This is a genomic window from Galbibacter kalidii (assembly GCF_026241135.1).
GTDB lineage: Bacteria > Bacteroidota > Bacteroidia > Flavobacteriales > Flavobacteriaceae > Galbibacter.
Genome location: NZ_JAPFGA010000017.1, coordinates 20,076 through 43,471 on the forward strand (window position 1 = coordinate 20,076; position 23,396 = coordinate 43,471).

The 23,396-nt window shown below is 39.1% G+C and carries 24 protein-coding genes; 10 read left to right on the forward strand and 14 right to left on the reverse strand.

The features are described from left to right. The first annotated feature begins 8 nt into the window (after positions 1–8). Complete coding sequence (locus OOZ15_RS15895) at positions 9–590, forward strand: RNA polymerase sigma factor (RefSeq protein WP_265957426.1); 582 nt, start codon at positions 9–11, stop codon at positions 588–590. A gap of 227 nt (positions 591–817) precedes the next feature. Here OOZ15_RS15895 and OOZ15_RS15900 read toward each other — a convergent pair whose 3' ends face one another. Next, complete coding sequence (locus tag OOZ15_RS15900) at positions 818–1,486, reverse strand: endonuclease III domain-containing protein (protein WP_265957427.1); 669 nt, start codon at positions 1,484–1,486, stop codon at positions 818–820. A 91-nt stretch (positions 1,487–1,577) separates the two neighbouring features. On the opposite strand from OOZ15_RS15900, the gene bcp reads away from it, so the two are divergent. Beyond that, complete coding sequence (gene bcp / locus OOZ15_RS15905; RefSeq protein ID WP_265957428.1) at positions 1,578–2,033, forward strand: thioredoxin-dependent thiol peroxidase; 456 nt, start codon at positions 1,578–1,580, stop codon at positions 2,031–2,033. Between the two features lie 181 nt (positions 2,034–2,214). Here the strand turns inward: bcp and OOZ15_RS15910 are convergent, their stop codons facing one another. The 5 genes from OOZ15_RS15910 to OOZ15_RS15930 form a co-directional block, all read right to left on the reverse strand. Continuing rightward, a complete protein-coding gene (locus OOZ15_RS15910) occupies positions 2,215–2,916 on the reverse strand; it encodes a head GIN domain-containing protein (RefSeq protein ID WP_265957429.1) in 702 nt (233 codons plus the stop codon). Positions 2,917–2,967: 51 nt separating this feature from the next. After that, positions 2,968–4,041, reverse strand: a complete 1,074-nt coding sequence (locus OOZ15_RS15915) for a serine hydrolase domain-containing protein (RefSeq protein WP_265957430.1) — start codon at positions 4,039–4,041, stop codon at positions 2,968–2,970. Positions 4,042–4,123: 82 nt separating this feature from the next. After that, a complete protein-coding gene (locus OOZ15_RS15920; RefSeq protein WP_265957431.1) occupies positions 4,124–5,794 on the reverse strand; it encodes a PspC domain-containing protein in 1,671 nt (556 codons plus the stop codon). 12 nt (positions 5,795–5,806) lie between these two features. Further along, a complete protein-coding gene (locus OOZ15_RS15925) occupies positions 5,807–6,130 on the reverse strand; it encodes a PadR family transcriptional regulator (RefSeq protein ID WP_265957432.1) in 324 nt (107 codons plus the stop codon). 126 nt (positions 6,131–6,256) lie between these two features. Then, complete coding sequence (locus OOZ15_RS15930; protein WP_265957433.1) at positions 6,257–6,727, reverse strand: DUF4870 domain-containing protein; 471 nt, start codon at positions 6,725–6,727, stop codon at positions 6,257–6,259. Between the two features lie 192 nt (positions 6,728–6,919). On the opposite strand from OOZ15_RS15930, the gene OOZ15_RS15935 reads away from it, so the two are divergent. The 3 genes from OOZ15_RS15935 to OOZ15_RS15945 all read left to right on the forward strand — a co-directional run bounded on the left by OOZ15_RS15935 (position 6,920) and on the right by OOZ15_RS15945 (position 8,905). Further along, positions 6,920–7,375 (forward strand): DUF4442 domain-containing protein, encoded by a 456-nt coding sequence (locus OOZ15_RS15935; protein WP_265957434.1) that lies wholly within the window; start codon positions 6,920–6,922, stop codon positions 7,373–7,375. A gap of 83 nt (positions 7,376–7,458) precedes the next feature. Beyond that, on the forward strand, positions 7,459–8,004 hold the full coding sequence (locus tag OOZ15_RS15940) for a TPM domain-containing protein (protein ID WP_265957435.1): 546 nt from the start codon (positions 7,459–7,461) through the stop codon (positions 8,002–8,004). Between the two features lie 100 nt (positions 8,005–8,104). Further along, positions 8,105–8,905 (forward strand): TIGR00266 family protein, encoded by an 801-nt coding sequence (locus OOZ15_RS15945; RefSeq protein ID WP_265957436.1) that lies wholly within the window; start codon positions 8,105–8,107, stop codon positions 8,903–8,905. On the opposite strand, the gene OOZ15_RS15950 is transcribed toward OOZ15_RS15945, so the two are convergent. Continuing rightward, complete coding sequence (locus OOZ15_RS15950; protein WP_265957437.1) at positions 8,902–10,164, reverse strand: D-alanyl-D-alanine carboxypeptidase; 1,263 nt, start codon at positions 10,162–10,164, stop codon at positions 8,902–8,904. The genes OOZ15_RS15945 and OOZ15_RS15950 overlap by 4 nt on opposite strands. A gap of 155 nt (positions 10,165–10,319) precedes the next feature. Between OOZ15_RS15950 and OOZ15_RS15955 the strand changes: the two genes are divergently transcribed. Then, the gene (locus tag OOZ15_RS15955) at positions 10,320–10,694 is read left to right on the forward strand and encodes a DUF805 domain-containing protein (RefSeq protein WP_265957438.1); all 375 of its coding nucleotides are present in this window, start codon (positions 10,320–10,322) and stop codon (positions 10,692–10,694) included. Between the two features lie 213 nt (positions 10,695–10,907). Beyond that, entirely contained in the window at positions 10,908–11,108 is a 201-nt protein-coding gene (locus tag OOZ15_RS15960; protein WP_265957439.1) for a hypothetical protein, read from the forward strand. A gap of 240 nt (positions 11,109–11,348) precedes the next feature. On the opposite strand, the gene OOZ15_RS15965 is transcribed toward OOZ15_RS15960, so the two are convergent. The 7 genes from OOZ15_RS15965 to OOZ15_RS15995 all read right to left on the reverse strand — a co-directional run bounded on the left by OOZ15_RS15965 (position 11,349) and on the right by OOZ15_RS15995 (position 18,818). Continuing rightward, on the reverse strand, positions 11,349–12,293 hold the full coding sequence (locus tag OOZ15_RS15965) for a LysR family transcriptional regulator (protein WP_265957440.1): 945 nt from the start codon (positions 12,291–12,293) through the stop codon (positions 11,349–11,351). A 298-nt stretch (positions 12,294–12,591) separates the two neighbouring features. After that, positions 12,592–13,923 (reverse strand): DUF58 domain-containing protein, encoded by a 1,332-nt coding sequence (locus OOZ15_RS15970; RefSeq protein ID WP_265957441.1) that lies wholly within the window; start codon positions 13,921–13,923, stop codon positions 12,592–12,594. A gap of 4 nt (positions 13,924–13,927) precedes the next feature. Then, a complete protein-coding gene (locus OOZ15_RS15975) occupies positions 13,928–14,959 on the reverse strand; it encodes an AAA family ATPase (RefSeq protein ID WP_265957442.1) in 1,032 nt (343 codons plus the stop codon). A gap of 3 nt (positions 14,960–14,962) precedes the next feature. Further along, positions 14,963–16,174 (reverse strand): DUF4350 domain-containing protein, encoded by a 1,212-nt coding sequence (locus OOZ15_RS15980; protein ID WP_265957443.1) that lies wholly within the window; start codon positions 16,172–16,174, stop codon positions 14,963–14,965. Next, the gene (locus tag OOZ15_RS15985) at positions 16,171–16,914 is read right to left on the reverse strand and encodes a DUF4129 domain-containing protein (RefSeq protein ID WP_265957444.1); all 744 of its coding nucleotides are present in this window, start codon (positions 16,912–16,914) and stop codon (positions 16,171–16,173) included. The genes OOZ15_RS15980 and OOZ15_RS15985 overlap by 4 nt, the downstream gene beginning before the upstream one ends. Positions 16,915–16,921: 7 nt before the next feature. Next, the gene (locus OOZ15_RS15990) at positions 16,922–17,854 is read right to left on the reverse strand and encodes a hypothetical protein (RefSeq protein WP_265957445.1); all 933 of its coding nucleotides are present in this window, start codon (positions 17,852–17,854) and stop codon (positions 16,922–16,924) included. Next, positions 17,841–18,818 carry a stage II sporulation protein M gene (locus OOZ15_RS15995; protein WP_265957446.1) on the reverse strand — a complete coding sequence of 326 codons (978 nt, stop codon included), beginning with the start codon at positions 18,816–18,818 and terminating at the stop codon, positions 17,841–17,843. The genes OOZ15_RS15990 and OOZ15_RS15995 overlap by 14 nt, the downstream gene beginning before the upstream one ends. A gap of 60 nt (positions 18,819–18,878) precedes the next feature. Between OOZ15_RS15995 and OOZ15_RS16000 the strand changes: the two genes are divergently transcribed. The 3 genes from OOZ15_RS16000 to OOZ15_RS16010 all read left to right on the forward strand — a co-directional run bounded on the left by OOZ15_RS16000 (position 18,879) and on the right by OOZ15_RS16010 (position 23,395). Next, complete coding sequence (locus tag OOZ15_RS16000; protein WP_265957447.1) at positions 18,879–19,622, forward strand: RDD family protein; 744 nt, start codon at positions 18,879–18,881, stop codon at positions 19,620–19,622. Next, complete coding sequence (locus OOZ15_RS16005) at positions 19,623–20,240, forward strand: trimeric intracellular cation channel family protein (RefSeq protein ID WP_265957448.1); 618 nt, start codon at positions 19,623–19,625, stop codon at positions 20,238–20,240. A 341-nt stretch (positions 20,241–20,581) separates the two neighbouring features. Beyond that, on the forward strand, positions 20,582–23,395 hold the full coding sequence (locus OOZ15_RS16010; protein WP_265957449.1) for a type I restriction endonuclease subunit R: 2,814 nt from the start codon (positions 20,582–20,584) through the stop codon (positions 23,393–23,395). Position 23,396 lies beyond the last annotated feature (1 nt).

Consider the following 23,396-nt stretch of genomic DNA (forward strand, 5'->3'; position numbering starts at 1 on the left):
GTAATTTTATGGAGCAAACACTTCAAGATTCTGCCCTTGTGGCAAAGTATATAAAAGGCGACGAAAAAGCACTTGAGATGTTGATCAACAGGCATTCTCATCGTATTTACAGTTTTATTTTCTCTAAAGTTTATGATAAGGATATTACAGAAGATATCTTTCAGGATACTTTCATTAAAGTGATCAGGACTTTAAAACGGGGAAATTATAACGAAGAAGGGAAGTTCCTGCCATGGGTAATGCGTATTTCCCATAATTTGGTGATAGACCATTTCAGAAAAAATTCAAGAATGCCCAAGTTTGAAGGGAGTGAGGATTTCAACATCTTTTCTGTTTTAGGGGATCCGGCTTTGAATGCCGAGAAGCAGATCATTAAAAATCAAGTAGAAACCGATGTAAAAAAACTGATCGAAGAGCTGCCTGAAGATCAAAAAGAAGTATTGATGATGCGTTTGTACAGGGACATGAGTTTTAAGGAGATTGCTGAACAAACAGATGTGAGCATCAACACGGCTTTAGGGCGAATGCGCTATGCTATTATCAACCTCAGGAAAATAATTGAAAAAAACAATATAGTTTTAACAAATTAACACAATATTAAGTGTCTGACTCCGTTATTTTATTATTATTAAAATATTTGGGGCAGCATGGAAAAACTTTACTCTTATCAAGATTTTGAATTAGAACGACTACAACCCAAGGAATCTACCATTGAATTTATACTTGGTTATTCTAAGGCTTTAAGTGTTATTAAGTACAAAAAGTTGGAGTTTGATACACTCCTTAATTAAAAGTTTTGTCAGAAAAGGCTCGTTGTTTAATGGGCCTTTTTTGCTTTTGAAGCATAATATTCTTTTATAACGCTTTTTCTTCCAATGGTTTTTGTGATGATATCCTTTTCGAGCTTCCAACCTCTGGCAGGAGAATATTCCCTTGCGTAATAAATAATTTGAAGGTGGAGTTTGTTCCATTTTTCCTTTGGAAATAAACGCTTGGCATCTTTTTCGGTCTGTTTCACATTTTTTCCGTTAGACAACCCCCACCGGTGCATCAAACGATGGATGTGTGTATCTACCGGAAATGCCGGAATACCAAAAGCTTGGGACATAACCACGCTGGCGGTTTTATGACCTACGGCAGGAAGCGACTCCAAAGCTTCAAAATCCGCCGGAACCTCACCGTTGTATTTGTCGATAAGAATATGGGACAGTTCATAAATACCTTTCGATTTCATAGGGGAGAGCCCTACCGGTTTGATGATTTCCCTGATTTCATCGACTGAAAGCTTGATCATTTGATACGGATTGGACGCCCTGTCAAACAATAAAGGTGTGATTTGGTTAACCCGGGCATCGGTACTTTGAGCGGAAAGCAATACGGCTATTAAAAGCGTATAGGGATCGGTATGGTCGAGGGGAATCGGTACGGTTGGATAGATGTTTTCGAGCGTATCTACAACAAAATCAACCTTTTCTGTTTTGGTCATTTTTACGTAATTTTAGAAACCCGTTTAAGCTTTTTTGATTGAAACGGACTCTAGGCAAAAATAACAAACAATATCAAAATAAAAACTGTTTATGGATACATTAAAAGCAGGAGACAAAGTACCTGATTTTACAGTAGCAGATCAAGATGGCAATAAGGTCTCATTATCAGACTACAAAGGAAAAAAACTGGTTGTTTTCTTTTATCCGAAGGCGAGCACTCCGGGATGTACGGCAGAAGCCTGCAACTTGCGTGATCACTATCAGGAATTAAAAGATAAGGGCTATAGTCTTTTAGGGGTAAGTGCTGATTCGCAGCGACGACAGACTAATTTTAAAAATAAATACGAATTCCCATTTCCACTTTTGGCGGATGAAGACAAAGAAGTGATCAATGCCTTTGGTGTTTGGGGACCGAAAAAGTTTATGGGAAGGGAATTTGACGGAATCCACAGAAAAACATTTATTGTCAACGAAAATGGAGTAGTGGAGCGTGTTATCGACAAGGTAAAAACCAAAGATCACGCCGCTCAGATTTTAGCGGAATAAGTAAGAATAAGCTTAAGAATGAATAACTTGAACGTTGTCAGGTTGAGCGCAGTCGAAACCTAATTTGTTTAGTTCTCGACTGCGCTCGAACTGACAGTTATCATAACCTCTTTTGTTCGGTAAATATCTCAGGGGTAATCCTCCTACAAGATATTCAATGGAATAAACCCCACTAAGTGGGTTAAAACATACTTTCCTTGCTCACCACCTGTGGATCTCCTTTATAGTCCACATCGCCACCGGAGCTGGTGCTTATGGAAATCTTTTCTTTGGCATGGACCGAAATCCTGCCACCGCTACTTGCTTTGGCTTTTACTGAGTTTGTTTCCAGTTTTTCTGCTTCAATTTCAGCGCCGCTGCTTGCCCTGGCTTCCAGAAAATTAGCAACTCCATACACAACGATTTCGGCACCGCTGCTTGATTCAGAATTAATATCCTTGGCTTGGATCTCCACATCGAGTTCACTCCCACTACTGGCATCCAGTGTGATAGCATCGCCTTTTATGGTACCGATGCTGCTAAGCTCTGCTCCGCTGGAACTTTTTAACGCGGTAATTTCAGGAATGGTGACATAAACTTTCTTTGTGGCATTGCCAATAGGGTCTTCACAATCGATATGTAATTCTCCGTTTGATACTTGGGTGCGGATCAAGTCGATTACGTTTTCATCGGCTTCTACCTTGATAGTCGTTTTCGGACCTTGGCTTACAAATACATCCAGGCCTTCTGTGGCTTTGATAGCACTAAAGGTTTGATCAACCTCACGTTGATGGGTTACTACATTTCCGTTTCCTTTAACTCCACTTAGATTGATGTCGAATTGACAAGAGGTTAGAAAAATGGAAATAACCAGTGCGATTACTACTTTGATTAGTGTGCTCATAATGTTCGTTTTTTTTGATTTTGTCCTGACATTTATCGTCAGGATGATAGTTTATAATTCATTGATTGCCATAGTGGCAATATCTTTAGTGAGTTGTGTGGGCGAATTACAATCGCAATTGCTAAGCCCAAGTACATAAATGTCTTTTTCAGGAACATAAACCCCCATAGATTTATACCCAAAAATACTTCCGCCATGCTGACGGGTATTTTGCTCTTCAATTTCTTTCAACCACCACCCGTAGCCGTAGGAGATTTGCTCGCCATTATTTAAGGTATAATCGGTAAAGACCTTTTTTATGGTTGAAGGTTTTACCAGTTTATTGGTGTTAAGCGCATTTTGCCATATAAGCATATCGTCTGTGGTAGACATAAGTGAACCTGCTGCGTATGGAATACTATGGCTGATGTATATTTTGTTGACAAGCCCATCTCTGTCGTAATACCCCGATGCCCTGTTTTTAACGATATCCATATCACTTGTATAGCAGGAATTTTCCATTCCTATTTTTTGAAAAATATGGGTTTCAATAAAATTTTCATAGGTTTCACCTGAAACCAATTCAATAATGTAGCCTAAAATAACATAGCCTGAATTACAGTATTTAAACTGTTCACCCGGATCGAAGTCCATAGGTTCATTCTTAAAAAAGTCAACCAATTCCTTTGGTGATAGGTCGTCTTTAGCAATATCCATAATCGACTTTAGGCTGGTGTAATTCTTTATTCCCGATGTATGGGTAAGCAGGTGATGAATAGTGATGCTTTTACCACGGGTTGGGTAATCAGGGATATGTTTTGTAATGTCGTCATTCAAACTTAGCTTCCCTTGTTCTTCCAACATTAAAATTGAGATAGCGGTAAATTGCTTGGTCATAGAACCTATTTGAAAGACACTTTCAGGTGTCATATTTACATCCAATTCAAGGTTGGCTTTGCCAAAAGCCTTTCTGTAAACAGGTTTACCATCTTTGGCGATTAAGAATGATACGCCCGGGCCATCTTGGGAAAAGGTATCTAAAAGCATGCTATCGATTTTGGTTTCAAAACTCTGACTGTAAGTTAGGTGCACCAGCAATACAGCGAGACATAAGGTTAAATTCTTAATTAGAAAGGTTGATTTCATATGTTCGTTTTTTGATTTTATCCTGACATTTATCGTCAGGATGATGATTTATCTTGGTTTGACTGATGTTTCTTGTTTATGGTTACATGATACTGTCCGTTTTTACAGAATCAACAGCGATACTGTCTTTTTCCTCAGGTTCAACTTCTTTTTTGTCTTCTTCCTCTCCGTTCCATTCTTTTTCCGGACAATCCAAACAATTCAAAATACCTTGGTTGTCCATTTTCCAAACGTGATTGGCCAAACTTCTGTGGTAATAATTTTTATTGTTTTTTATTCCGTAGCCAATATGATTGTGGGTGGAATGGTGAAGCTTCAGAATAGTGTTTTCAGGAACGTAGATAGTGATGTTTACTTCCTGATCCCTGAATTTGTTATCGATATCAGTAGTCAGATAATGGTTCAGTAAAATACTATTGTCTACGACTTCATATGAATATTCAATCTGTTCAGCCCTTTCAAAAGCATTGTTATAATTGTTGCCCTGTGAGGTTTTTTCAATTTCAACACGGGCTTGTCCGTTGCTCGATGGTTTTATATTGAAATCCACATCTTCACTATAGATCATTTTTTTGTTATTCTCGATCACAATATCAAAATCGGCATTGTTGTAATATCTGCTTTTCAGATCGTTGGTGTTTAAAACTTTTACTTCCAAAGTGTCGTTTACATCAAATTGAAAGTTTTCCGTTTCGGTAGCCGAGGCTTCAAAAGAATATTCCGTAGCTGTTTTTATTCCAAAACTGATGAGTCCGATGAGGGACAAAAGCCAAACGCCAAGCAAGGTGAATTTTGCTGTGTTTCCAATTGATTTCAGATTGTTGACCAATATTTTCATTCCCAGATAAAACAGGAAGAAAAATGGAATACCAATCGCAAAGAATGCCAATATTGATATCAACCAAACCGGAGTGTCTACCGTTGTGTCTATATATTCCCTCCACGGTTGCGCGCCAAAAATATCGATGGTTCCAGCAGTAAAGAGACTTACAAAAAGACCGATGAGGACAGCAGCGGAGGTAATAAGAATGATAATACCTATAAATTTTGCTGTTACTTTCACCAAAAACATCACGATTCCGGCCAAGCCGTCAAAAACACTTTTTGAACTTTTTTTTACAGATTCTCCCATTTTGTCATAATCGACGCTTTTTACTTTCTCGGTGACGTCGTCCAATCCTTCACGGATTTTTTTTTCAATATTACTGATGTTTACCGGTTCTCCGGTCATAGCAATCTTTTGCGCCGTAGTAACGGCTTCAGGCACGAGAATCCAGAACAGTATATAAATAAGAATACCAAAACCGGAAGAAAGAATCGTTATCAAAATAAAAATCAAACGAACCCACAATACGTCGATACCCAAATAATAACTCAATCCTGCACAAACACCTCCAATGTATTTTCGATCGATATCCCGATAGAGTTGTTTGTGGTTTTTCTGGAATTCCGTTTTTTTAGCTTTGGGTTCATCTTCAAAAATCTCTTCATCTACGAGATAGTCTTCAGGTTGTCCCATGATGGCAATGATCTCATCGACCTCTTTATTGGTGATGACCTGCCGTTCGTTTTGTATTCTTTCAGTAAACAACTCGGCAATACGCGCTTCGATATCGGCAATGATTTCGGCTTTACCCTGTGAATCGGTAAAAGAACGTTTTATGGCATCGAGATAGCCCTGTAGTTTCTTATAGGCATCTTCATCGATGTGGAAAAATGTATTTGCCAGATTAATATTGATTGTTTTGTTCATTGTTAGTGTTTTTTATTTCGTTACCAGGTTGACTGCGTTCCTCAACTCATCCCAAGTGGTGTTGAGTTCTTTTAAAAATAACTTTCCGTTTTCTGTGAGGGTATAATATTTTCTAGGCGGCCCCGAAGTGGATTCTTCCCAACGGTAATTTAGCAAGCCCGCATTTTTCAATCTTGTGAGCAGGGGGTAGATAGTCCCTTCAACCACAAGCATTTTTGCGTCTTTTAAGGTTTTAAGGATCTCTGAAGCATACTTATCTTCATTTTCAATGATCGATAAAATGCAGTATTCCAAAACCCCCTTGCGCATTTGTGCTTTTGTATTCTCTATATTCATGGTTTCATGATACTTTATTAATAGTTACTGTTCGTTTTTTGATTTTATCCTGACTCCCTAGCTATTGGGACGTCTGGATGATGAATTTTGATTGATGATGATTGATGAATAAGTATTGATTGATGATTATTTAATAAATTTTATACTGAACGGATATTGATACTTAATCCCTTCATTGGCCCTGATGGTTGCAATGATACTGCAAAACACATCCACAACAAGGAGCCCCACACTTAAGATTCCCAACAGACCTAAAAAGATGACATGAATCCCAAACTCTGATAGGTGATCAAAATCAAAATCGATGTCATGCCTGTTGTGCTCCATAATATTGACAAAGCCGATAAAATCCCATGCCGAAAACAGCACAATGGGGATAGCGATAATCCCTAAAGCGATGCTGTAAAGCAAAATACTGATCTGGAAATTGATGGCCTGTTTTCCGTTGAAATCCACAAAAGCGGATTTTTCTTTATTGGATGTCCACAACAATAAGGGAATAATAAAATTCCCAAACGGAATAAGGTACTTTGAGAAAGTGGACAAATGTATAAATGCCGACACGTTTCTTTGATGTTTGTCTATGGATTCTTCCATGGTTGATTACTTTTTTTGATTGATCTTTTCAGCTTAAAAATACATAACAAGCTAATTTCTATTGCAAATATATATCTAAAAAAAGGTATTATGCAAAACATAGTACTAAAATTTAACAAAACATTAAGATTTTAAGTTTGAACAATATTTGAGAAATAATGAATATCTTGTGCCTTATAAAACACATATTACATGAACTTAACATCTTCTCAACTCAATAAATTTTCCATGTTAAAACTTCCGTCAGCTTGGTTGTGTGGGGTTAGGGTAGCGGCTATTGATGACACTCAGTGTCTTACAACCGTTAAACACCGTTGGATCAATCAAAATCCGTTTAACTCCATGCTTTGGGCGGTGCAAGGGATGGCGGCAGAACTTTCCACCGGGGCTATGGTCATTGGGAAAATAAGGGAAAAGAAAGAGAAGATCTCGATGTTGGTAGCCAACAACAATGCCAATTTCTCAAAAAAAGCCAAAGGAAAAATCACTTTTGAATGTAACGACGGACATCTCATCGATGCTGCTATAGAAAAAACGATAGCAACAGGGGAGGGACAAACTTTTTGGATGAAATCCGTTGGAAAAGACGAAGCCGGCGATGTGGTTTCTACCTTTAATTTTGAATGGACAGTGAAGGTGAAGGGGTGATTTGAAGTGTGGAATTAGAAGTAAGAAGTTAGAAATTTTGAACCTGGTCAACTCTAATCAGGGACGTACAGACCAAAACAATAATGAAAACAGGAAAAGTAATATTAACTCTAATTCTGGCTTTAAGTTTAGTTTCTTATAAGGGTTCTGCTCAAAAAAAGGAAACTAAAATATCGACTCCTGAATTTGACTTTTCGGAAACAGAAAAAAATAAATTCCCGGAACCGGTTGGATATGTTAATGACTTTGAAGAATTATTTACAGCTGAACAAAAAAACGAACTCGAAAAAAGCATTTCGGATTACGAAAATGAAACAACAAGAGAAATTGCAATTGTAACAGTAAATTCCATAGCACCTTATGATAACATAGCAGATTTTGCAACTGACTTATCAAATAAATGGGGAGTTGGAAAAGCAATGATTGACAACGGACTTGTAATCGTATTCAGTAAATCACTTCGAAAAATTCGTATTTCAACAGGAAATGGAACTGAAAAAATACTAACGGATGAAATCTGTAAAAATATACTTGATCAAACTATCATTCCCGAGTTTAAAAAAGGAAAATATTATAGTGGAATTGAAAAAGGATTAGCTGAGTTGATAGATAAATGGGATGGGTATTGAATTCTGTTTTTATAAATGAGTTGTGTGTGATTGAATACTTAATTGTAACTTTTTAAATTAAACCCTGACTAATAAAATGAATCAATAAAACCAAAACAAAATGACTTCACACGAGATAGATTACCACATATACGGAGAGGAAATGCAATATGTAGAGATCGAACTGGATCCTCAAGAGGCTGTAGTGGCAGAGGCCGGGAGTTTTATGATGATGGACAACGGACTAAAAATGGATACGATTTTTGGAGACGGTTCTAATCAGGATGAAGGAGTTCTGGGGAAATTGTTTTCTGCAGGAAAACGTTTGCTTACAGGAGAAAGCCTTTTTATGACTGCTTTTCTGAATGTGGATAGCAACAAGCGCAAAGTGAGTTTTGCTTCACCTTATCCCGGGAAGATTATTCCCATAGATTTGACTAAATATCAAGGAAAATTTATTTGTCAAAAAGATGCATTTCTTTGTGCAGCTAAAGGGGTTTCGGTCGGTATCGAATTTTCCAAAAAGTTGGGTCGCGGACTCTTTGGTGGTGAAGGTTTTATCATGCAAAAACTGGAAGGCGACGGAATGGCTTTTGTGCATGCCGGGGGTACTTTGGCAAGAAAAGAACTGGCAGCCGGGGAAACCCTGAAAGTCGATACCGGATGTATTGTAGGTTTTACAAAGGAAGTGGATTATAACATCGAGTTTGTCGGGGGGATAAAGAACACGGTTTTTGGAGGTGAAGGACTGTTTTTTGCCACACTTCGCGGACCGGGGGCAGTGTATATCCAATCCTTACCATTCAGCCGATTGGCAAATCGTGTGTTGGCGTCTGCACCGCGACAAGGCGGAAAAAGCAAAGGTGAAGGCAGTATTTTAGGAGGTATTGGCGATATCCTGGATGGAGACAACAGGTTTTAGTAATTATCCCGAATCCACTCCAATAAAGGTGTCATTTGTTGTTTTACTTCGGTGCTCCCACCGCGGTAATGATTGTTCATGAAACTGAAAATAAGGGTCTTACCTGATTTTGTGATCAGATAACCACTCAAGCAGTAATTATTACTCAGCGTACCTGTTTTTGCGTGGATGTAAGGTTCGGGATCTCCTTTAAAATAATTTTCCAAGGTTCCTGTTTCCCCGCCGGTAGGGAAGATGTCAAACAATTTTTCTTTGGAGATTTCTTTATAGAGTTCGTTGAGCACAAACACAATGGATTGTGGTGTAAACAAATTATATCGCGACAAACCGGAACCGTCAACCCAACGCGGATTTTGCTGGATCTCCGAAAGTTCGTTTTCAAGGATATGCTTGCGCGCTTTTCCACCATTCAAAGTATCTGAAAGGGTAGAGGAAGCGAGGATCAAAAGCTGTTCGGCTATAAAATTATCGCTTACCCACATCATTCTTTTGTAAACGGAGTCGGCTTTAATTCCGTAGATCAATTTCTTCTCCTCTTCGGGAAAATACCGGGTGATTTGTATTTCTTGATCTATAACATCTTCCAATACTTTTTTTATGGTGACACTATCAGTAATGAATGGGACTGCTATGGTGTCTTTCCTCGTTGGGGGAAGATAAAACTTGTTTTCAGATTGCACTCTTCTGTACGTATTGTTGGCAACGATAACGTCCTTGCTGAAATAATTCGGGGAAACATAAAGTGAGTCCCCTTTTGACAAACCAACGACATTTCCATACAAAGGCAAGGCACTGCGTTCGGGGGAGTAATAGGTATCATAATCATCCCAAGCCCATCCGGGACCAAGACTCTTATCTTCAAGATTCTTGAGATAGAGCTTTATATTGTTTTGTTTTTTTAGGAAATTGACCAGGGAGCTGTCTTTTAGATAGGGGTGCAGACTTGCCGGATTTCCGATTCCTTCCATATATATAGTGTCATTGTGTACTGCATATCTTAAAGTAGGAAGATATTCCGGGAGTAATTTATGGGCGGTATAGAACGTAAATATTTTCGTATTGCTGGCCGGAGTGAAATATTTTTCCCCGTTGTAATTGATCAGCGTATCTCCCGTAGCCGGATGATACACAAAAAGTCCGGTAAACTGATTTTTATAAAAACCGGATTCCAAATTGCGGTCTACTTCTTTTATTAATAACCGATTTGAAGAGCATCCAACGAGGAATAAAGCAAGGAGTAAACTAAGGGTTTTCTGCATTTTTATGGTATTATATTGAGAATTGAAAATTAATAAAAAAACAAAGAATATGTGTTTATACAGCATAAGTATTATTGAAATAGCTGCATTTCATCGAAAAAATTAATAAAAGCTAAATAAATTTATATATTTGTTAGTCCTAAATCTTAATTACTATGTTTAAAAAACCTTTTTCTTTCGATGGAAGAATTAGACGAACTGAATATGGACTAAGTCTGATTCTTTATGTAATTGCCTACTCTGCTGCTATTATTTTAACTTCTGTGATATCAAACGCTGTTGATACCGATGCCACCGGAATTTCCTTATTGTTTTGGGTGTTTTTTGTCCCTGTATTATGGTTCAATATTGCACAAAACACAAAAAGATGCCATGACCTTGGTAACAGTGGTTGGTATCAACTAATACCGTTCTATGTATTTTGGCTTTTGTTTGCTGAAGGGGAATCTGGATCTAATGAATATGGCTCCAACCCTAAAGAAGTCGGAAACTATGATGAATTATCTAAAATAGGTAGGGCGGAGCGTTAAAAAATAGTCTATTGGACTACTTTAGCGAACGAGCCAGGTGGTGCGCTGATATTAATTATGCTCAAAAGAGCTCCCAACGTTTTGGGATTTAACCAATTGGAAAAAATTTAAATCATTTCATTAACATTTTTATGGTTGGATTTAACGATTAACCAACAATTTTGTATATTAAGGAACGTTATCTTTAAACCAACTATCATAAATAAACCAAAAATGGCAAGAGCTATGTTTGAGTACACCAAAACGGTGCTACAAAAAGTGAGTTTTGACCCTATACTATTTTGTAAAGAATTGGAAAAAGCCGTAAAAAGGCTGTTACCCTACGAATTGGATGAATTGAGAATTTGGATTAATTATTACATTCAGGGTAAACCGGAATTGTCTAGATGCTTGATTTATTTCAATCAAAGTTAAAAATCCTGGAAATTGTCAGGTAATCTCCACATATTAGAGTAAAACTGACATAAATTCTTTATAAAAAAACGTCTTTATTAAGACTGTGATTAATCGTACAAGTAACCGAGAAACTTTATCTATTACGGTAAAGTTTTTTGGTTATTTTTTTATCCCCACCTAGTCTCCCGCCCGAGGCGGGGAGGATTTTTTAATCGCCATTTTGAGGTGTAGAGGAAATTTAATCTTCTTTTAACAATCCTACTTCCCTGAAGAAACCGGACTTATGATCTTTACATTCTGAAAAGCAATGGCCCCGCGGACAACACCGGCGATAGTGTCTCTCAAGGCTTCTGTAATCTGAAGTTTCAATTCGTTTTTATGATAGATCAGGCTTACTTCCCTTGCCGGATTGGGGTCTTCAAAATAACGTAAATGTACTTTTTGGGCTTCACTGATCTCCATAGTGTGCAAATAGGGGAGCAAGGTCATGCCCATACCTTCATCGGCGAGTTTCATCATGGTTTCAAAGCTTCCGCTTTCCAATTGAAAATGCTCGTTATTGAAACCTTTTTTGCTCTTGCACAGGTTGATAACTCCTTCCCGGAAACAATGACCGTCTTCGAGCAATAAAATGTCGTCCAGGTTAAGGTCACTTACCTTTATTTTTTTCAGTTTGTTTAAGCGATGGTTTGATGGAACATAGGCCACAAAAGGTTCATAATACAATACGCGCTCTTTGATGTTTTCATTTTCCAATGGTGTAGCTGCAATAGCGGCATCCAAATACCCTTCTTCCAGCTTTTCCATAAGGATATTGGTGCTTTGCTCTTCTATTTTAAGGTTAACTTTGGGGTACTTTTTGATGAAATTATTTAAAAACAAAGGCAGCAGGGTAGGCATGATCGTCGGAATGATCCCCAAGCGGTATTCGCCTCCGATATACCCTTTTTCCTGATCGACAATATCCTGAATGCGATAGGATTCATTAACAATGTTTTTGGCCTGTTCAACGATCTTTTTTCCTACTTGAGTGAGCTGTATCGGTTTTTTGCTTCTGTCAAAGATGAGTACGTCGAGTTCGTCTTCCAGCTTTTGTATCTGCATACTCAGGGTAGGTTGTGTGACGAAGCTTTTTTCAGCCGCATGGGTAAAGTTTTGATATTCTGCTACGGCGAGCACATATTGTAGTTGGGTAATGGTCATATTCAATTTTTTTAATCTTAAAAATTCTCCGTATGCCTACCTATCAGCAGACAGGTTTGTATCGGGGTGTCCTATTTACCTCTTCCGCCTTAGGCGGATCAGAACCACTATTTTCAGCAGTTCTGGGTGAGGCATCAAAACTACAAAAACTATTAGAAAAGTTTATCGCTATATGTGTTTTTGATTCAAAAAACTGATTATAAAGTTGTTTTGTCACAATTTGGATATGTTACTGTATAGATACAACCGAACCCTTCGAGGGTTTCAAACCCTCGAAGGGTTAAGGAGGATGTCCTTATCAAATAAGCCCCCTCGCTTTAATTTCCAAATACTTGTTAATCGTATCTATGGTAAGATCCTGTGGAGTAGTGAGAATGGAATAGATCCCGTATTTTTTCAGTTCGTTGACGATAAGACGTTTTTCAAAAGCAAATTTCTCTGCGATCACCTTGTCATAGACCTCTTGTATGGAGTCAGCTTTTTTGTTGATGAGACTGTCCAACTCTGTATTTTTAAAAAAGATAACGACCAACAGATGGTGTTTTGCAATGGCTTTGAGATAGGGGAGCTGCCGGTGGAGCGCATCCAGTGTTTCAAAATTGGTATAAAGAAAAACGAGGCTCCGCTGCCTGATATTCGTTTTGATATCGACGTAGAGTCGGTTAAAATCACTTTCAAAAAAGTCGGTTTCAATATTGTAGAGCGTTTCCAGAATAAGGTTCATCTGGCTGTTCCTGCGTTCTGCTACTACGATATTTTCTACCTTCTTGGAGAAGGTAAACATGCCCGCCTTATCTTGTTTCCGAAGGGCAACACTACTGATTACCAATGAAGAGTTAATCGCATAGTCAAGCAAGCTCAATCCATCAAAAGGCATTTTCATCACCCTTCCCTTATCAATAACAGAATACACCGGTTGTGACTTTTCATCCTGATATTGATTGACCATAAGTTGGTTTTTTTTGGCGGTCGCTTTCCAGTTGACAGTCCTGATGTCGTCTCCCTGAACATATTCCTTGATTTGTTCAAATTCCATAGTGTGACCAATGCGGCGGATCTTTTTGATACCATACATATGCAAGTTGTTGGAAATTGCCAGTAAATCGTATTTTTTTAACTGAAGAAATGCAGGATAGGTAGGGATCATCGTCTTATCTGAAAAAATGTAGCGCTTGGAAACCAGCCCCATAAAACTCGACGCATAGACATTCAGTTTTCCGAAGTGGTATTCGCCCCTTTCCGTAGGTCTTAACTCGTATTTTACCGTGGAGATTTCTGAGGGTTTTAATTTCCGTTTGATCTTGAAGTTCCGAATTTGAAACTGTTCCGGAATTTCATCAATAACCATAACATTTACCGGAAAAGTATAATGATTTTCAAGGCGGATATAAATGGGATTTTGATCGCCGTTTGAAAATTTATCGGGTAATTCCCGTTGTGCGATCAGGCCTCGTCTAACAAAGAAGAGAATAAGAATATCTAAAACAAAAAAGCTTAGCAGGATAAAAAGTGCCAGTTGCGCAATAGAAAACAAGGGCTCAACAATAAAACTCAACAAAAAGAGCAGCACGACACCCACGGCGCCATAGTAAAATCGGTTTTCTATGTAGAGGCGTTTGATGAATTTCATCGTTTTATCTTGGGATCTCGATGGATTGTATAATCTGATTTACAATCTGTTTGCTCGTCATTCCTTCCATCTCACGTTCGGGCGTGATGATAATTCGGTGTTGAATTACGGGTAAAGCCACAGCCTTGATATCTTCCGGAGTCACAAAATCGCGTCCGTTGATGGCGGCATAAGCTTTGGAAGCTTTTAAAATCGCAATCGAAGCCCTTGGCGATGCCCCCATATAGAGGAATTCGTTGTTTCTGGTGTTGTTGATGATCTCGGCGATGTATTTTATCAAATGGGGTTCTACAACAATCTCGTGTACCAAGGTTTGATATTTCATGACTTGTTCTTTCGAGAGAAATGCAGTTACCTGATCGATCTTCTTGTTTTCTTTCAGCTGGTGTTCCCGTAAAATAATTTCCACTTCATCATCCAATGTTGGATAATCGATCTCGATCTTAAAAAGAAAACGATCCAATTGCGCTTCGGGAAGTCTGTAGGTTCCCTCTTGCTCAATGGGGTTTTGTGTGGCCAATACCATAAATGGCGGAGGCAATAAAAAGCGATGTCCGTCGATAGTGATTTGTTTTTCTTCCATCACTTCAAAAAGGGCAGCCTGGGTTTTTGCCGGGGCACGGTTGATCTCATCAATCAGCAACATATTGGTGAAAACCGGTCCTTTTTTGAACTCAAATTCAGATTTTTTCAGATCGAAGACCGAAGTCCCCAAAATATCCGAAGGCATCAGATCGGGGGTGAATTGTATTCTGTTGAAATCGGCTGTGAGGGTTTTTGCCAGCAGTTTGGCGGTAAGGGTTTTGGCGATCCCGGGAACGCCTTCGATCAATACATGTCCGTTGGCCAAAAGGGCGGTGAGGAGCATGTCGATCATCTGCTTCTGACCTACGATAACGTTACCCAGTTCTTTTTTGATCTGATTCACGGCCTGCTGCAACTCACTCAGGTCGATCCTGTTTCGGAAGGTCAGGTCGTTGTTGTCAGGTTGTGTGCTGTTATTTTGTTCTTCGGACGGATTGTTTAGCTGATCCATAAATTATTCTTTACGTTGGTAAAAATCTTCGATATGTTTGTTTAAATCTATAAGGTTTTGTTCGCTGTGCTGTTCACTACGCTTTAAAAGTAGGATAAAATCAACGAGTTTCTTCACTTTGTTTTCTGAATTTCCTGATTTTAACGCCAGTTGATGAATGAATTTCTCATCCAATTGCTGGGTGTTCAAATGATAATCGCTTCGTATGCGCTCTAGGAAAAAAGTAATTTTTTTATCGATGATATTGCTGTGATCCTTGGTTTCATAATATAGATTAGCCACCGTTTTTGTGAATTGAACCGTGGTGTTCTGCAACGGTTGGATAATCCTGATAATACGCTGCCTTCTTTTGGCGTTGAAAAGCATAAACGTGATAATAAAAAGAAGCGACAGCAACCAAGCCCAATGCAAAGCCGGTTGTGAAAAAATAAAACGCAGGGGCGAATTGCCCATTTCAAAAGCGGTTTTGTTTACCGAATCAAAAAATACGGGAGCATCCGGGAGGTAGGACAACACCGCTTCGGTATATTGATAATGATCGTCTTTCAGCAGGTGATAATTGGTAAAAACATAAGGTTGGGTGTGTAACAGAAAAGCGCCATTCCCGTGTTCTATTTTTACGAAGTTGATGTGCTCTTCATCAAAAGTTTGAGTTCCTAAAGCGGTGGTTTTAAGACTGTCTAACTTACTAAAATAAACATTATTCAATCCTCTTTTAATATGAATGGAATCGGCTGAAAAATTTTCATTGTAGAATACAAGTTTCGCTTCTCCTTTAAAATCATACTTATTGTCGAGTTTAAAATTAAGGGTATCTGACAAATATGCAGGGAAATATTCCGAAGAAATAAAAATGGTGTTCCCCTCAGCAGCAAAATTTAAGAGTTCGTCTATAGAAACATTGTCGACATCAAAATAGTTCTTGATATAAAGATAATTTCCGTTGATAGTATAAGCATAAGTGGAATCTTCATACCGATACTCATAAAACGAATCCAAAAACTCATAGGCACTGCTATGGACATCAGTAACGGAATCGTTCGGAAGCAAATCCGGCAACTGATCGTGAAGCACTTTCAATCCGTAGGGGATGCTGTGTTTTTCATTGAATGTAGGCGACCAATCGATGGGCTTCGGACGTAAAACCTCAAAAACAACAGCCCCGATAAACAACAAGGCCAAGATGCCGATATATATTTTTATCGTCTTGTTCATTTTCCTCCGCTGTTTATAAAGGTTTGAAATCGTTTTGAGGTAGTTTCATATTCCGCTTCAGCTATACTGAATTCCCCATACCAAACATAGTTGTACAGATAGGAAGCGTAGGAGAATTGCTTTTTTAGGGAGTCGCCTTCCAGTTCGTTCACATAATCGCTATTGGTTTTTTCTACGTCATATTCGATGAGTTCTTTATTTGAAAGCACTTTCAGCAACCATAAATAATAATAACGGATGGCGAGCCTGTAATCCCGATCTTTTTCGGCATCGGCAATCAGTGTTGGAAAATCTACCTGATGAATATTGTTCTCAACATCCTGGATTTTCGATAGTTTTTTGTCGGAATACCTTCCGAAGATCCAGTTCCCTTCCTTGTTCAGTATCGCCCTTACGATAAAATAGATTACCAGCAGCACGATAACAGCATAAAGCACCCGCATCAGGATTCTTGAGATTTCCGCAGCCTTTTCTTGATTCCCTAAATTGAACAGTCTGTTGATAAGATCGTTAAACCATTGTTTTAACCGGTTGAACCAATTGTTGGGATTGACCACGGTTTCGTAGATATATTCTTTTCCGCTGTACTGCTCTTTAAAACCCTCCGGGAATGTACGCCTGTCCATTACCGTAGCCCGGTCTGTTTTTAGGGTGTCACTCGGAATTTCAGCCACAGCCGAAAACCCCAAAGCAATATTGGCGATACAGATAAAGGCAAATAATAGCAGGCGTTTTTGCATATCGATCTTAAGAATTCCCTATTTCGTCAATAACACTGGTGGAATGAATGTTTTCGTTTTCTTCTTTAAGGCTGTAATAGATAATACTTTGGTTGGTTTCCAAAACGGTCGAGAGGAACAAATTCAGGAAAAAAGAAATCATATAGACCAAGGTGAGCATACCTACAAATGTAGATGTATTCCCTTGCATGGGATCATCTGATACTTCAAAACCGGAATATATCGAAGCAAAACCGAGTAAATACGGAACCAGGGTAATAACGGTTTGTACCACTTGAATCATCAGATAGAAAAGTGCGATACAACCCGTAGTCGCCCAAAACTTCTTGAAAGAAAGGCTAAAACTGTAGGAGAAACACTCAAAAACACCTTTGTCACTTTTCAGATATTCTATAAAAGCGATATAGTAGAACAAGCCAAGCCAACCAAACACTATAAGAATCAAAGGAATACCAATCATGGTCACGGCAAGCCCTACGACAGCAATTCCGGCAATTATAAGTAAGGGAATGCTGATCAATAAACTGGCAAAAGTATAGAGGATAACTTTCCCAAAACGTTTTTTTAAAGCATTGATCAAATCTTTACTTGTAAAATCGTTTCCGTTCTTCTCTTCATACAAAATAAAATAAACAGGAGTGTAGGCATAATTGATAATAACTATCAACACGAAAACAATCATAAAGAGAAAGAAAAACAAGGCAAAACCTACCAAGTTATCCTCCATATAGGTACTCATGGTGCCGGTGCCGGTGCCCATCGAACTTGCCAAAAAAGTAGAATACATCCTCCCAAAAAAATAGGTCATGATCAACAGGATAAGGATAAAAATACCGTTGATGAGGAAGTAGTTCCTGTAAAAATGCTTTCCGTTGTTTTTTATAAAGCTGAAAGTGTCTGAGAAGTAATCTCCAAAAGACCTTGATTTATAGAGTTGCATAGTTTTTGGTTAGTTTTTTATGGACAAAATAAGGGTAAATTAAATAGTAAAAAGAGATAATTGCAAGTGTTATGACGATAATTCCGCCCGAAACCACATTCGGCATGGTGTTGGAATAGCGGGTCACAAAACCCTCCAAAAATCCGGCGGCAAAAGTAAAAGGAAAAGTGCTGATCAATATTTTCACTCCGTCTTTTACGCCCATTTTAAAAGAATCTATCCGTGAAAAAGTTTTAGGGAACAAAATACTGGCACCGAGCACCAATCCGGCAGCACCTTCGATAACGATGGCAAATATTTCCATCGCCCCGTGGATCCATATCCCTCTCACACTTTCCCAAAGCACGCCTTCGGCCTGAAACATATATTGAAATGCGCCCAGCATGATTCCATTGTTCAAAAGCACCCAAGCCGTTCCCAAGCCACCAAAAACCCCGAAGATAAACGATTTTATCCCCACATAGAGGTTGTTGAGCGTTATTCCGACAAAGCTTCCCCAATTGCTTCCGCTTTTATAGATCGCTACGGGATCCCCTTTTTCGATATTCTCTAAGGTAGTGTTTACATAATGATCCCCTAGAATAAGGCGGACAAAAGTGTCGTCATAAGCAGCAGAGATCACCCCGATGGACACAAAAGCGAAGAAAAGTACAAAAGCATACAGCACATAACGCCGGTACTGATATACAATAAGTGGCGCTTCGGTTTTCCAGAAATAGGTAAACCTGTTGGTGTCCTGCCTTTTGGTCTTGTATATTTTCTGAAAAGCTTTGGCCGCCAGTTGGTTCAAATATTTAATAAGCTTACTTTTGGGATAATAGGTTTGTGCAAAAGCAAGATCATTGATCAGTTGGATGTACTGTGAAGCCAGATCGTCCGGGTCTTTAAAACGATTATTGAAGATGGCCTTTTCAAAACTTAGCCATTTTTCTTTATTTTGTTTAATGAATGCGACTTCCCTCATGGTGTGATGAAACGGGCATGAATAAATTTAAGTGTATAAAAATCTAAATTAAGAAATAAAATGTCAGAGTTACAAATAAATACTACGCAAAATGTGAACATTTCGTTCACCGCCGCATCTATAGGAGAGCGAATTCTGGCGTATTTAGCTGATTTATTGATCAAAGCAGCTTATGTATCGACCATCGGATTTTTTGTGTTCAACCTTATGGGCTTGTGGGAAACCATTTCACAAATGGACGATTGGTCGATGGCAGCCGTGATCATTTTCTTCCTGCTCCCCGTCATGTTTTATTCCCTAGTATTTGAGTCTTTGCTTGAAGGACAAACCATAGGAAAACGGGTAACCAAAATAAAAGTGGTAAAGATCGACGGATACCAAGCCTCATTTCCCGATTATGTGGTACGTTGGTTTTTCAGGATTATTGATATTAATATGATGAGCGGACTTATCGGACTCATATCAGTAATCATCAGTAATAAAAGTCAGCGTCTGGGTGATATCACGGCGGGCACTTCCGTTATCAGTCTAAAGAACAAGGTCAACATCAGCCATACCATATTAGAACACCTCAAGGAAGATTACAAACCTACCTATCCCGATGTGATCAAACTGAGTGACAACGACGCACGCATTATCAAGGAAACCTTTAAAACCGCCAAGAATGCGATGGACCATAAAACCATGATCAAGTTAAAGAACAAGATTGAAGAAGTCACCGGCATTCAGTCCCAACACAGCGACGCACATAGCTTTATACGAACTGTTTTAAAGGATTATAACTACTATACACAACATATGTAAATGTTTTATTACGCCATAGATTTATTAGGTACGCTAGCTTTTACCATCTCAGGAGTATTAGCGGCGATGGACAAAAAACTCGATCCTTTCGGGATTTTTATCATTGGTTTTGTCACCGCCCTGGGCGGAGGGACCATTCGTGATCTTCTTTTAGGGGTAACCCCCGTCACTTGGTTGATCAACCCCACTTATATGTATGTAATCATAGCCACCGTAATCCTTGCCGTGATTTTCAGGAACCAATTAAAATATTTCAGAACCTCCCTCTTTTTGTTTGACACCATCGGTATCGGACTTTACACCGTAGTGGGCTTGGAAAAAGGGGTCGCCGCCGGACTGCACCCCATAATGTGTATCGCCTTGGGGACAGTAAGTGCCTGTTTCGGTGGGGTGCTCCGAGATATTTTGTGTAACGAGATTCCTGTCATCTTCAGGAAAAAAGAAATTTATGCCACCGCCTGCGTCGCCGGGGGCGTAAGCTATTTCTTTATGAAACTCTTTCCCATCCGCAACGACATTGTCTTTGCCGTCCCCATAGTTGTGGTCATCGCGATCCGTTTGATAGCTGTAAAATATAAACTGTCACTGCCATCGGTTTATCGGAGGACCGAGCGTTAAAAAAACATCCAGTGGATATTTTTAGCGATGGGGCCAGCTGGCGCGCTGGCAAATCACCATCGGCTTGCCACATTGGCAGATAGAGCTAGCCGGCGGGCGGGGAATGTTTTTGTTGATTGAGTTAATTGGGAGTCGGAAGCTTGATATTTGGAATTTGGTATTTGGTATTTGGCACTTGGAGTTTGGTGTACATCCCTAAATAAGGTTGACCGTTTTTAAAAACTTCTAACTACATACTCCTCGTATAGAGAAGAACAGACGACAAATGCTGCATCCTCGCATTCTCAACATTCCATTAACCAAAAATTATGTATTTTGGTAAACTAAACTAATATAATATAATGACTGAAAACCTTAACCAAAACCCTGAACAAATAGCCCGTGACAAAATAGACGATATGTTGCGTGCTGCTGGATGGTTGGTACAGTCTAAAAGTAAAATAGATTTATCTTTCGGTAAAGGAATTGCCGTTCGTGAATATCAAACCGATGTTGGTCCTGCCGATTATGTATTGTTTGTAGATAGAAAACCTGTAGGCATCATAGAAGCCAAACGCGAAGATGAAGGTCACAGGCTTACCGTGGTTGAAGAACAATCCACGGAATACGCCAAGGCAAAACTAAAATACCTCAACAACGACCCCTTGCCTTTTGTGTATGAAAGTACTGGCACTATCACACGGTTTACTGATTATCGCGATCCCAAACCAAGAGGGCGCAATGTGTTCAGTTTTCACAAACCCGAAACCATTGCTCAATGGCTTAAAAAGAAAAAAAGCCTTCGTGAACGTTTGTTGTTCATTCCCGCTTTGGACACAACAGGACTTCGCCCTGCGCAGATTGTGGCCATCAATAACCTGGAACAGTCCTTTAAAAACAACCGCCCCAAGGCCTTGATACAAATGGCCACGGGTGCAGGAAAAACCTTTACGGCTGCTACTTTTATCTATCGCCTGCTTAAACACGCAGACGCTAAACGCATTTTATTTTTGGTGGACACTAAAAATTTGGGTGAACAAGCAGAACAGGAATTTATGACCTATCAACCCACAGACGACAACCGAAAATTCATTGAGCTGTACAACGTGCAGCGGTTGTCATCAAGCCATATTGCTTCTGATAGTCAAGTGTGTATTTCAACCATACAACGCCTTTATTCTATTTTAAAAGGCGAAGAATTGGATGAAAGTGCCGAAGAGGAAAACCCTGAAGAGAACACTTGGCTCAAAAAACAAATGAGCAAAGCCAAAGCCATTCCGGTAGAATACACGCCAAACGTGCCTATAGAACAGTTTGATTTTATTGTGATTGACGAGTGCCACCGTTCCATTTACAACCTTTGGAAGCAAGTTTTAGACTATTTTGATGCTTTCCTCATAGGTTTAACCGCTACACCCGACAAAAGAACCTTTGGTTTTTTCAATGAAAATGTGGTAAGTGAATACACCTATGAAGAATCGGTGACAGATGGTGTAAATGTGCCTTACGATGTTTATACGATAGAAACCGAAATATCAAAACACGGCGAAACCGTAAAAGCAGGTTGGTTTGTTGATAGGCGTGATAAACTAACACGAAAAAAGCGTTGGCAGCAAGAAGATGAAGACACCCAATACCAACGCAATGATTTGGATAAAAAGGTAGTCAACCCAAGCCAAATTAGAAACATCATTCGGGAATACAAAAAGGCCCTAAAAACGACTATTTACCCAAACCGTGTGGACGAAAACGGCGAATACGAAGTGCCTAAAACCCTTGTTTTTGCTAAAACCGATAGCCATGCAGACGATATCATCAAAATAATCCGTGAAGAATTTGACGAAGGCAATGACTTTTGCAAAAAAGTAACCTACAAAATAGACGAAGACCCAAAATCTGTCTTGAACCGTTTTAGAAATTCCTATTACCCGCGTATTGCCGTTACGGTTGATATGATTGCAACGGGAACAGATGTAAAACCTTTGGAAGTTTTATTGTTTATGCGTGATGTAAAAAGCATCAACTATTTTGAACAAATGAAAGGCCGCGGTACACGCACAATCAATAGTGATTCTTTTCAAAAAGTTACCAAAACAGCTAAAAGCAAAACCCACTTTGTTATTGTAGATGCCGTAGGCGCTACAAGGTCTAAAAAGACCGATAGCCGTCCGCTGGAACGCAAAAAATCGGTGCCCATGAAAGATTTGTTGGGTGCAGTAACCATGGGCGTAGCAGACGAAGATTTATTTTTATCATTGGCCAACCGCCTAATTCGTTTAGAAAAGCAAATCACAGAAAAGGAAAAGGATAAGTTACTCGAATTTTCCTGTGGTAAAAACTTAAAACAAATTACCAAAGAACTGATTACCGCCTATGACCAAGACGCCATTGACGAAAAAGCACAAGTAGAAATCAATAAAATTCCTGAACAGGACAGAACACCTGCTTTGGTTGAAGAAGCTAAAAAGAAAGCCCAAGAACAACTTATTTTGGAAGCCGGCACAACCTTCAATGGCGAGCTCAACGACTATCTGGAAAACGTACGCAAACAGCACGAACAAATTATAGACAGTGTAAACATAGACACCGTTATCAAAAGTGAGTGGGACACCACCTCTGTAGATAAAGCCAAAGAAATTATCCAGGATTTTACCGAATATCTCGAAGCCAACAAAGACGAAATTAAAGCCCTGAGCATCTTTTACAACCAACCCTATAACCGCAGGAACATTACGTTTAACATGATAAAAGACATCATGGAAAAATTGCGCTTGGAAAAACCACTCTTGGTACCCGATTATGTTTGGGAGGCCTATACGCAAATAGAAGATGTAAAAAGTAAGCAACCCAAAGACGAACTGACTGCTTTGGTCTCGTTAATACGCAAGGCTTGTGGTATAGACCAAGAGTTAAAGCCTTTCGACAAAACTATTGAAGCCAATTTTAACCAGTGGATTTTTAAACAGCACACCGGGCAGCACAACCGCTTTACACCAGAGCAACTGGACTGGCTACGTATGATAAAAGACCACGTAACCAGCAGTTACCATATAGATATAGACGATTTGGATTATACCCCTTTTGATGCCCACGGCGGCAAGGGTAAAATGTACCAATTGTTTGGTAAGGATATGAACGAGATTATTAACGAACTGAATGAAGTTCTAGCAGCGTAGA

Bases quoted from the DNA above. Each gene is read 5' to 3' on its own strand.
- OOZ15_RS16010 (WP_265957449.1), top strand. From the start codon at position 20,582: ATGACTGAAAACCTTAACCAAAACCCTGAACAAATAGCCCGTGACAAA.
- bcp (WP_265957428.1), top strand. From the start codon at position 1,578: ATGGATACATTAAAAGCAGGAGACAAAGTACCTGATTTTACAGTAGCA.
- OOZ15_RS15965 (WP_265957440.1), bottom strand. From the start codon at position 12,293: ATGACCATTACCCAACTACAATATGTGCTCGCCGTAGCAGAATATCAA.
- OOZ15_RS15960 (WP_265957439.1), top strand. From the start codon at position 10,908: ATGGCAAGAGCTATGTTTGAGTACACCAAAACGGTGCTACAAAAAGTG.
- OOZ15_RS15955 (WP_265957438.1), top strand. From the start codon at position 10,320: ATGTTTAAAAAACCTTTTTCTTTCGATGGAAGAATTAGACGAACTGAA.
- OOZ15_RS15970 (WP_265957441.1), bottom strand. From the start codon at position 13,923: ATGAAATTCATCAAACGCCTCTACATAGAAAACCGATTTTACTATGGC.
- OOZ15_RS15895 (WP_265957426.1), top strand. From the start codon at position 9: ATGGAGCAAACACTTCAAGATTCTGCCCTTGTGGCAAAGTATATAAAA.
- OOZ15_RS15930 (WP_265957433.1), bottom strand. From the start codon at position 6,727: ATGGAAGAATCCATAGACAAACATCAAAGAAACGTGTCGGCATTTATA.
- OOZ15_RS15950 (WP_265957437.1), bottom strand. From the start codon at position 10,164: ATGCAGAAAACCCTTAGTTTACTCCTTGCTTTATTCCTCGTTGGATGC.
- OOZ15_RS15990 (WP_265957445.1), bottom strand. From the start codon at position 17,854: ATGCAACTCTATAAATCAAGGTCTTTTGGAGATTACTTCTCAGACACT.
- OOZ15_RS15920 (WP_265957431.1), bottom strand. From the start codon at position 5,794: ATGAACAAAACAATCAATATTAATCTGGCAAATACATTTTTCCACATC.
- OOZ15_RS16000 (WP_265957447.1), top strand. From the start codon at position 18,879: ATGTCAGAGTTACAAATAAATACTACGCAAAATGTGAACATTTCGTTC.
- OOZ15_RS15940 (WP_265957435.1), top strand. From the start codon at position 7,459: ATGAAAACAGGAAAAGTAATATTAACTCTAATTCTGGCTTTAAGTTTA.
- OOZ15_RS15915 (WP_265957430.1), bottom strand. From the start codon at position 4,041: ATGAAATCAACCTTTCTAATTAAGAATTTAACCTTATGTCTCGCTGTA.
- OOZ15_RS15900 (WP_265957427.1), bottom strand. From the start codon at position 1,486: ATGACCAAAACAGAAAAGGTTGATTTTGTTGTAGATACGCTCGAAAAC.
- OOZ15_RS15995 (WP_265957446.1), bottom strand. From the start codon at position 18,818: ATGAGGGAAGTCGCATTCATTAAACAAAATAAAGAAAAATGGCTAAGT.
- OOZ15_RS15925 (WP_265957432.1), bottom strand. From the start codon at position 6,130: ATGAATATAGAGAATACAAAAGCACAAATGCGCAAGGGGGTTTTGGAA.
- OOZ15_RS16005 (WP_265957448.1), top strand. From the start codon at position 19,623: ATGTTTTATTACGCCATAGATTTATTAGGTACGCTAGCTTTTACCATC.
- OOZ15_RS15980 (WP_265957443.1), bottom strand. From the start codon at position 16,174: ATGAACAAGACGATAAAAATATATATCGGCATCTTGGCCTTGTTGTTT.
- OOZ15_RS15945 (WP_265957436.1), top strand. From the start codon at position 8,105: ATGACTTCACACGAGATAGATTACCACATATACGGAGAGGAAATGCAA.
- OOZ15_RS15985 (WP_265957444.1), bottom strand. From the start codon at position 16,914: ATGCAAAAACGCCTGCTATTATTTGCCTTTATCTGTATCGCCAATATT.
- OOZ15_RS15975 (WP_265957442.1), bottom strand. From the start codon at position 14,959: ATGGATCAGCTAAACAATCCGTCCGAAGAACAAAATAACAGCACACAA.
- OOZ15_RS15935 (WP_265957434.1), top strand. From the start codon at position 6,920: ATGAACTTAACATCTTCTCAACTCAATAAATTTTCCATGTTAAAACTT.
- OOZ15_RS15910 (WP_265957429.1), bottom strand. From the start codon at position 2,916: ATGAGCACACTAATCAAAGTAGTAATCGCACTGGTTATTTCCATTTTT.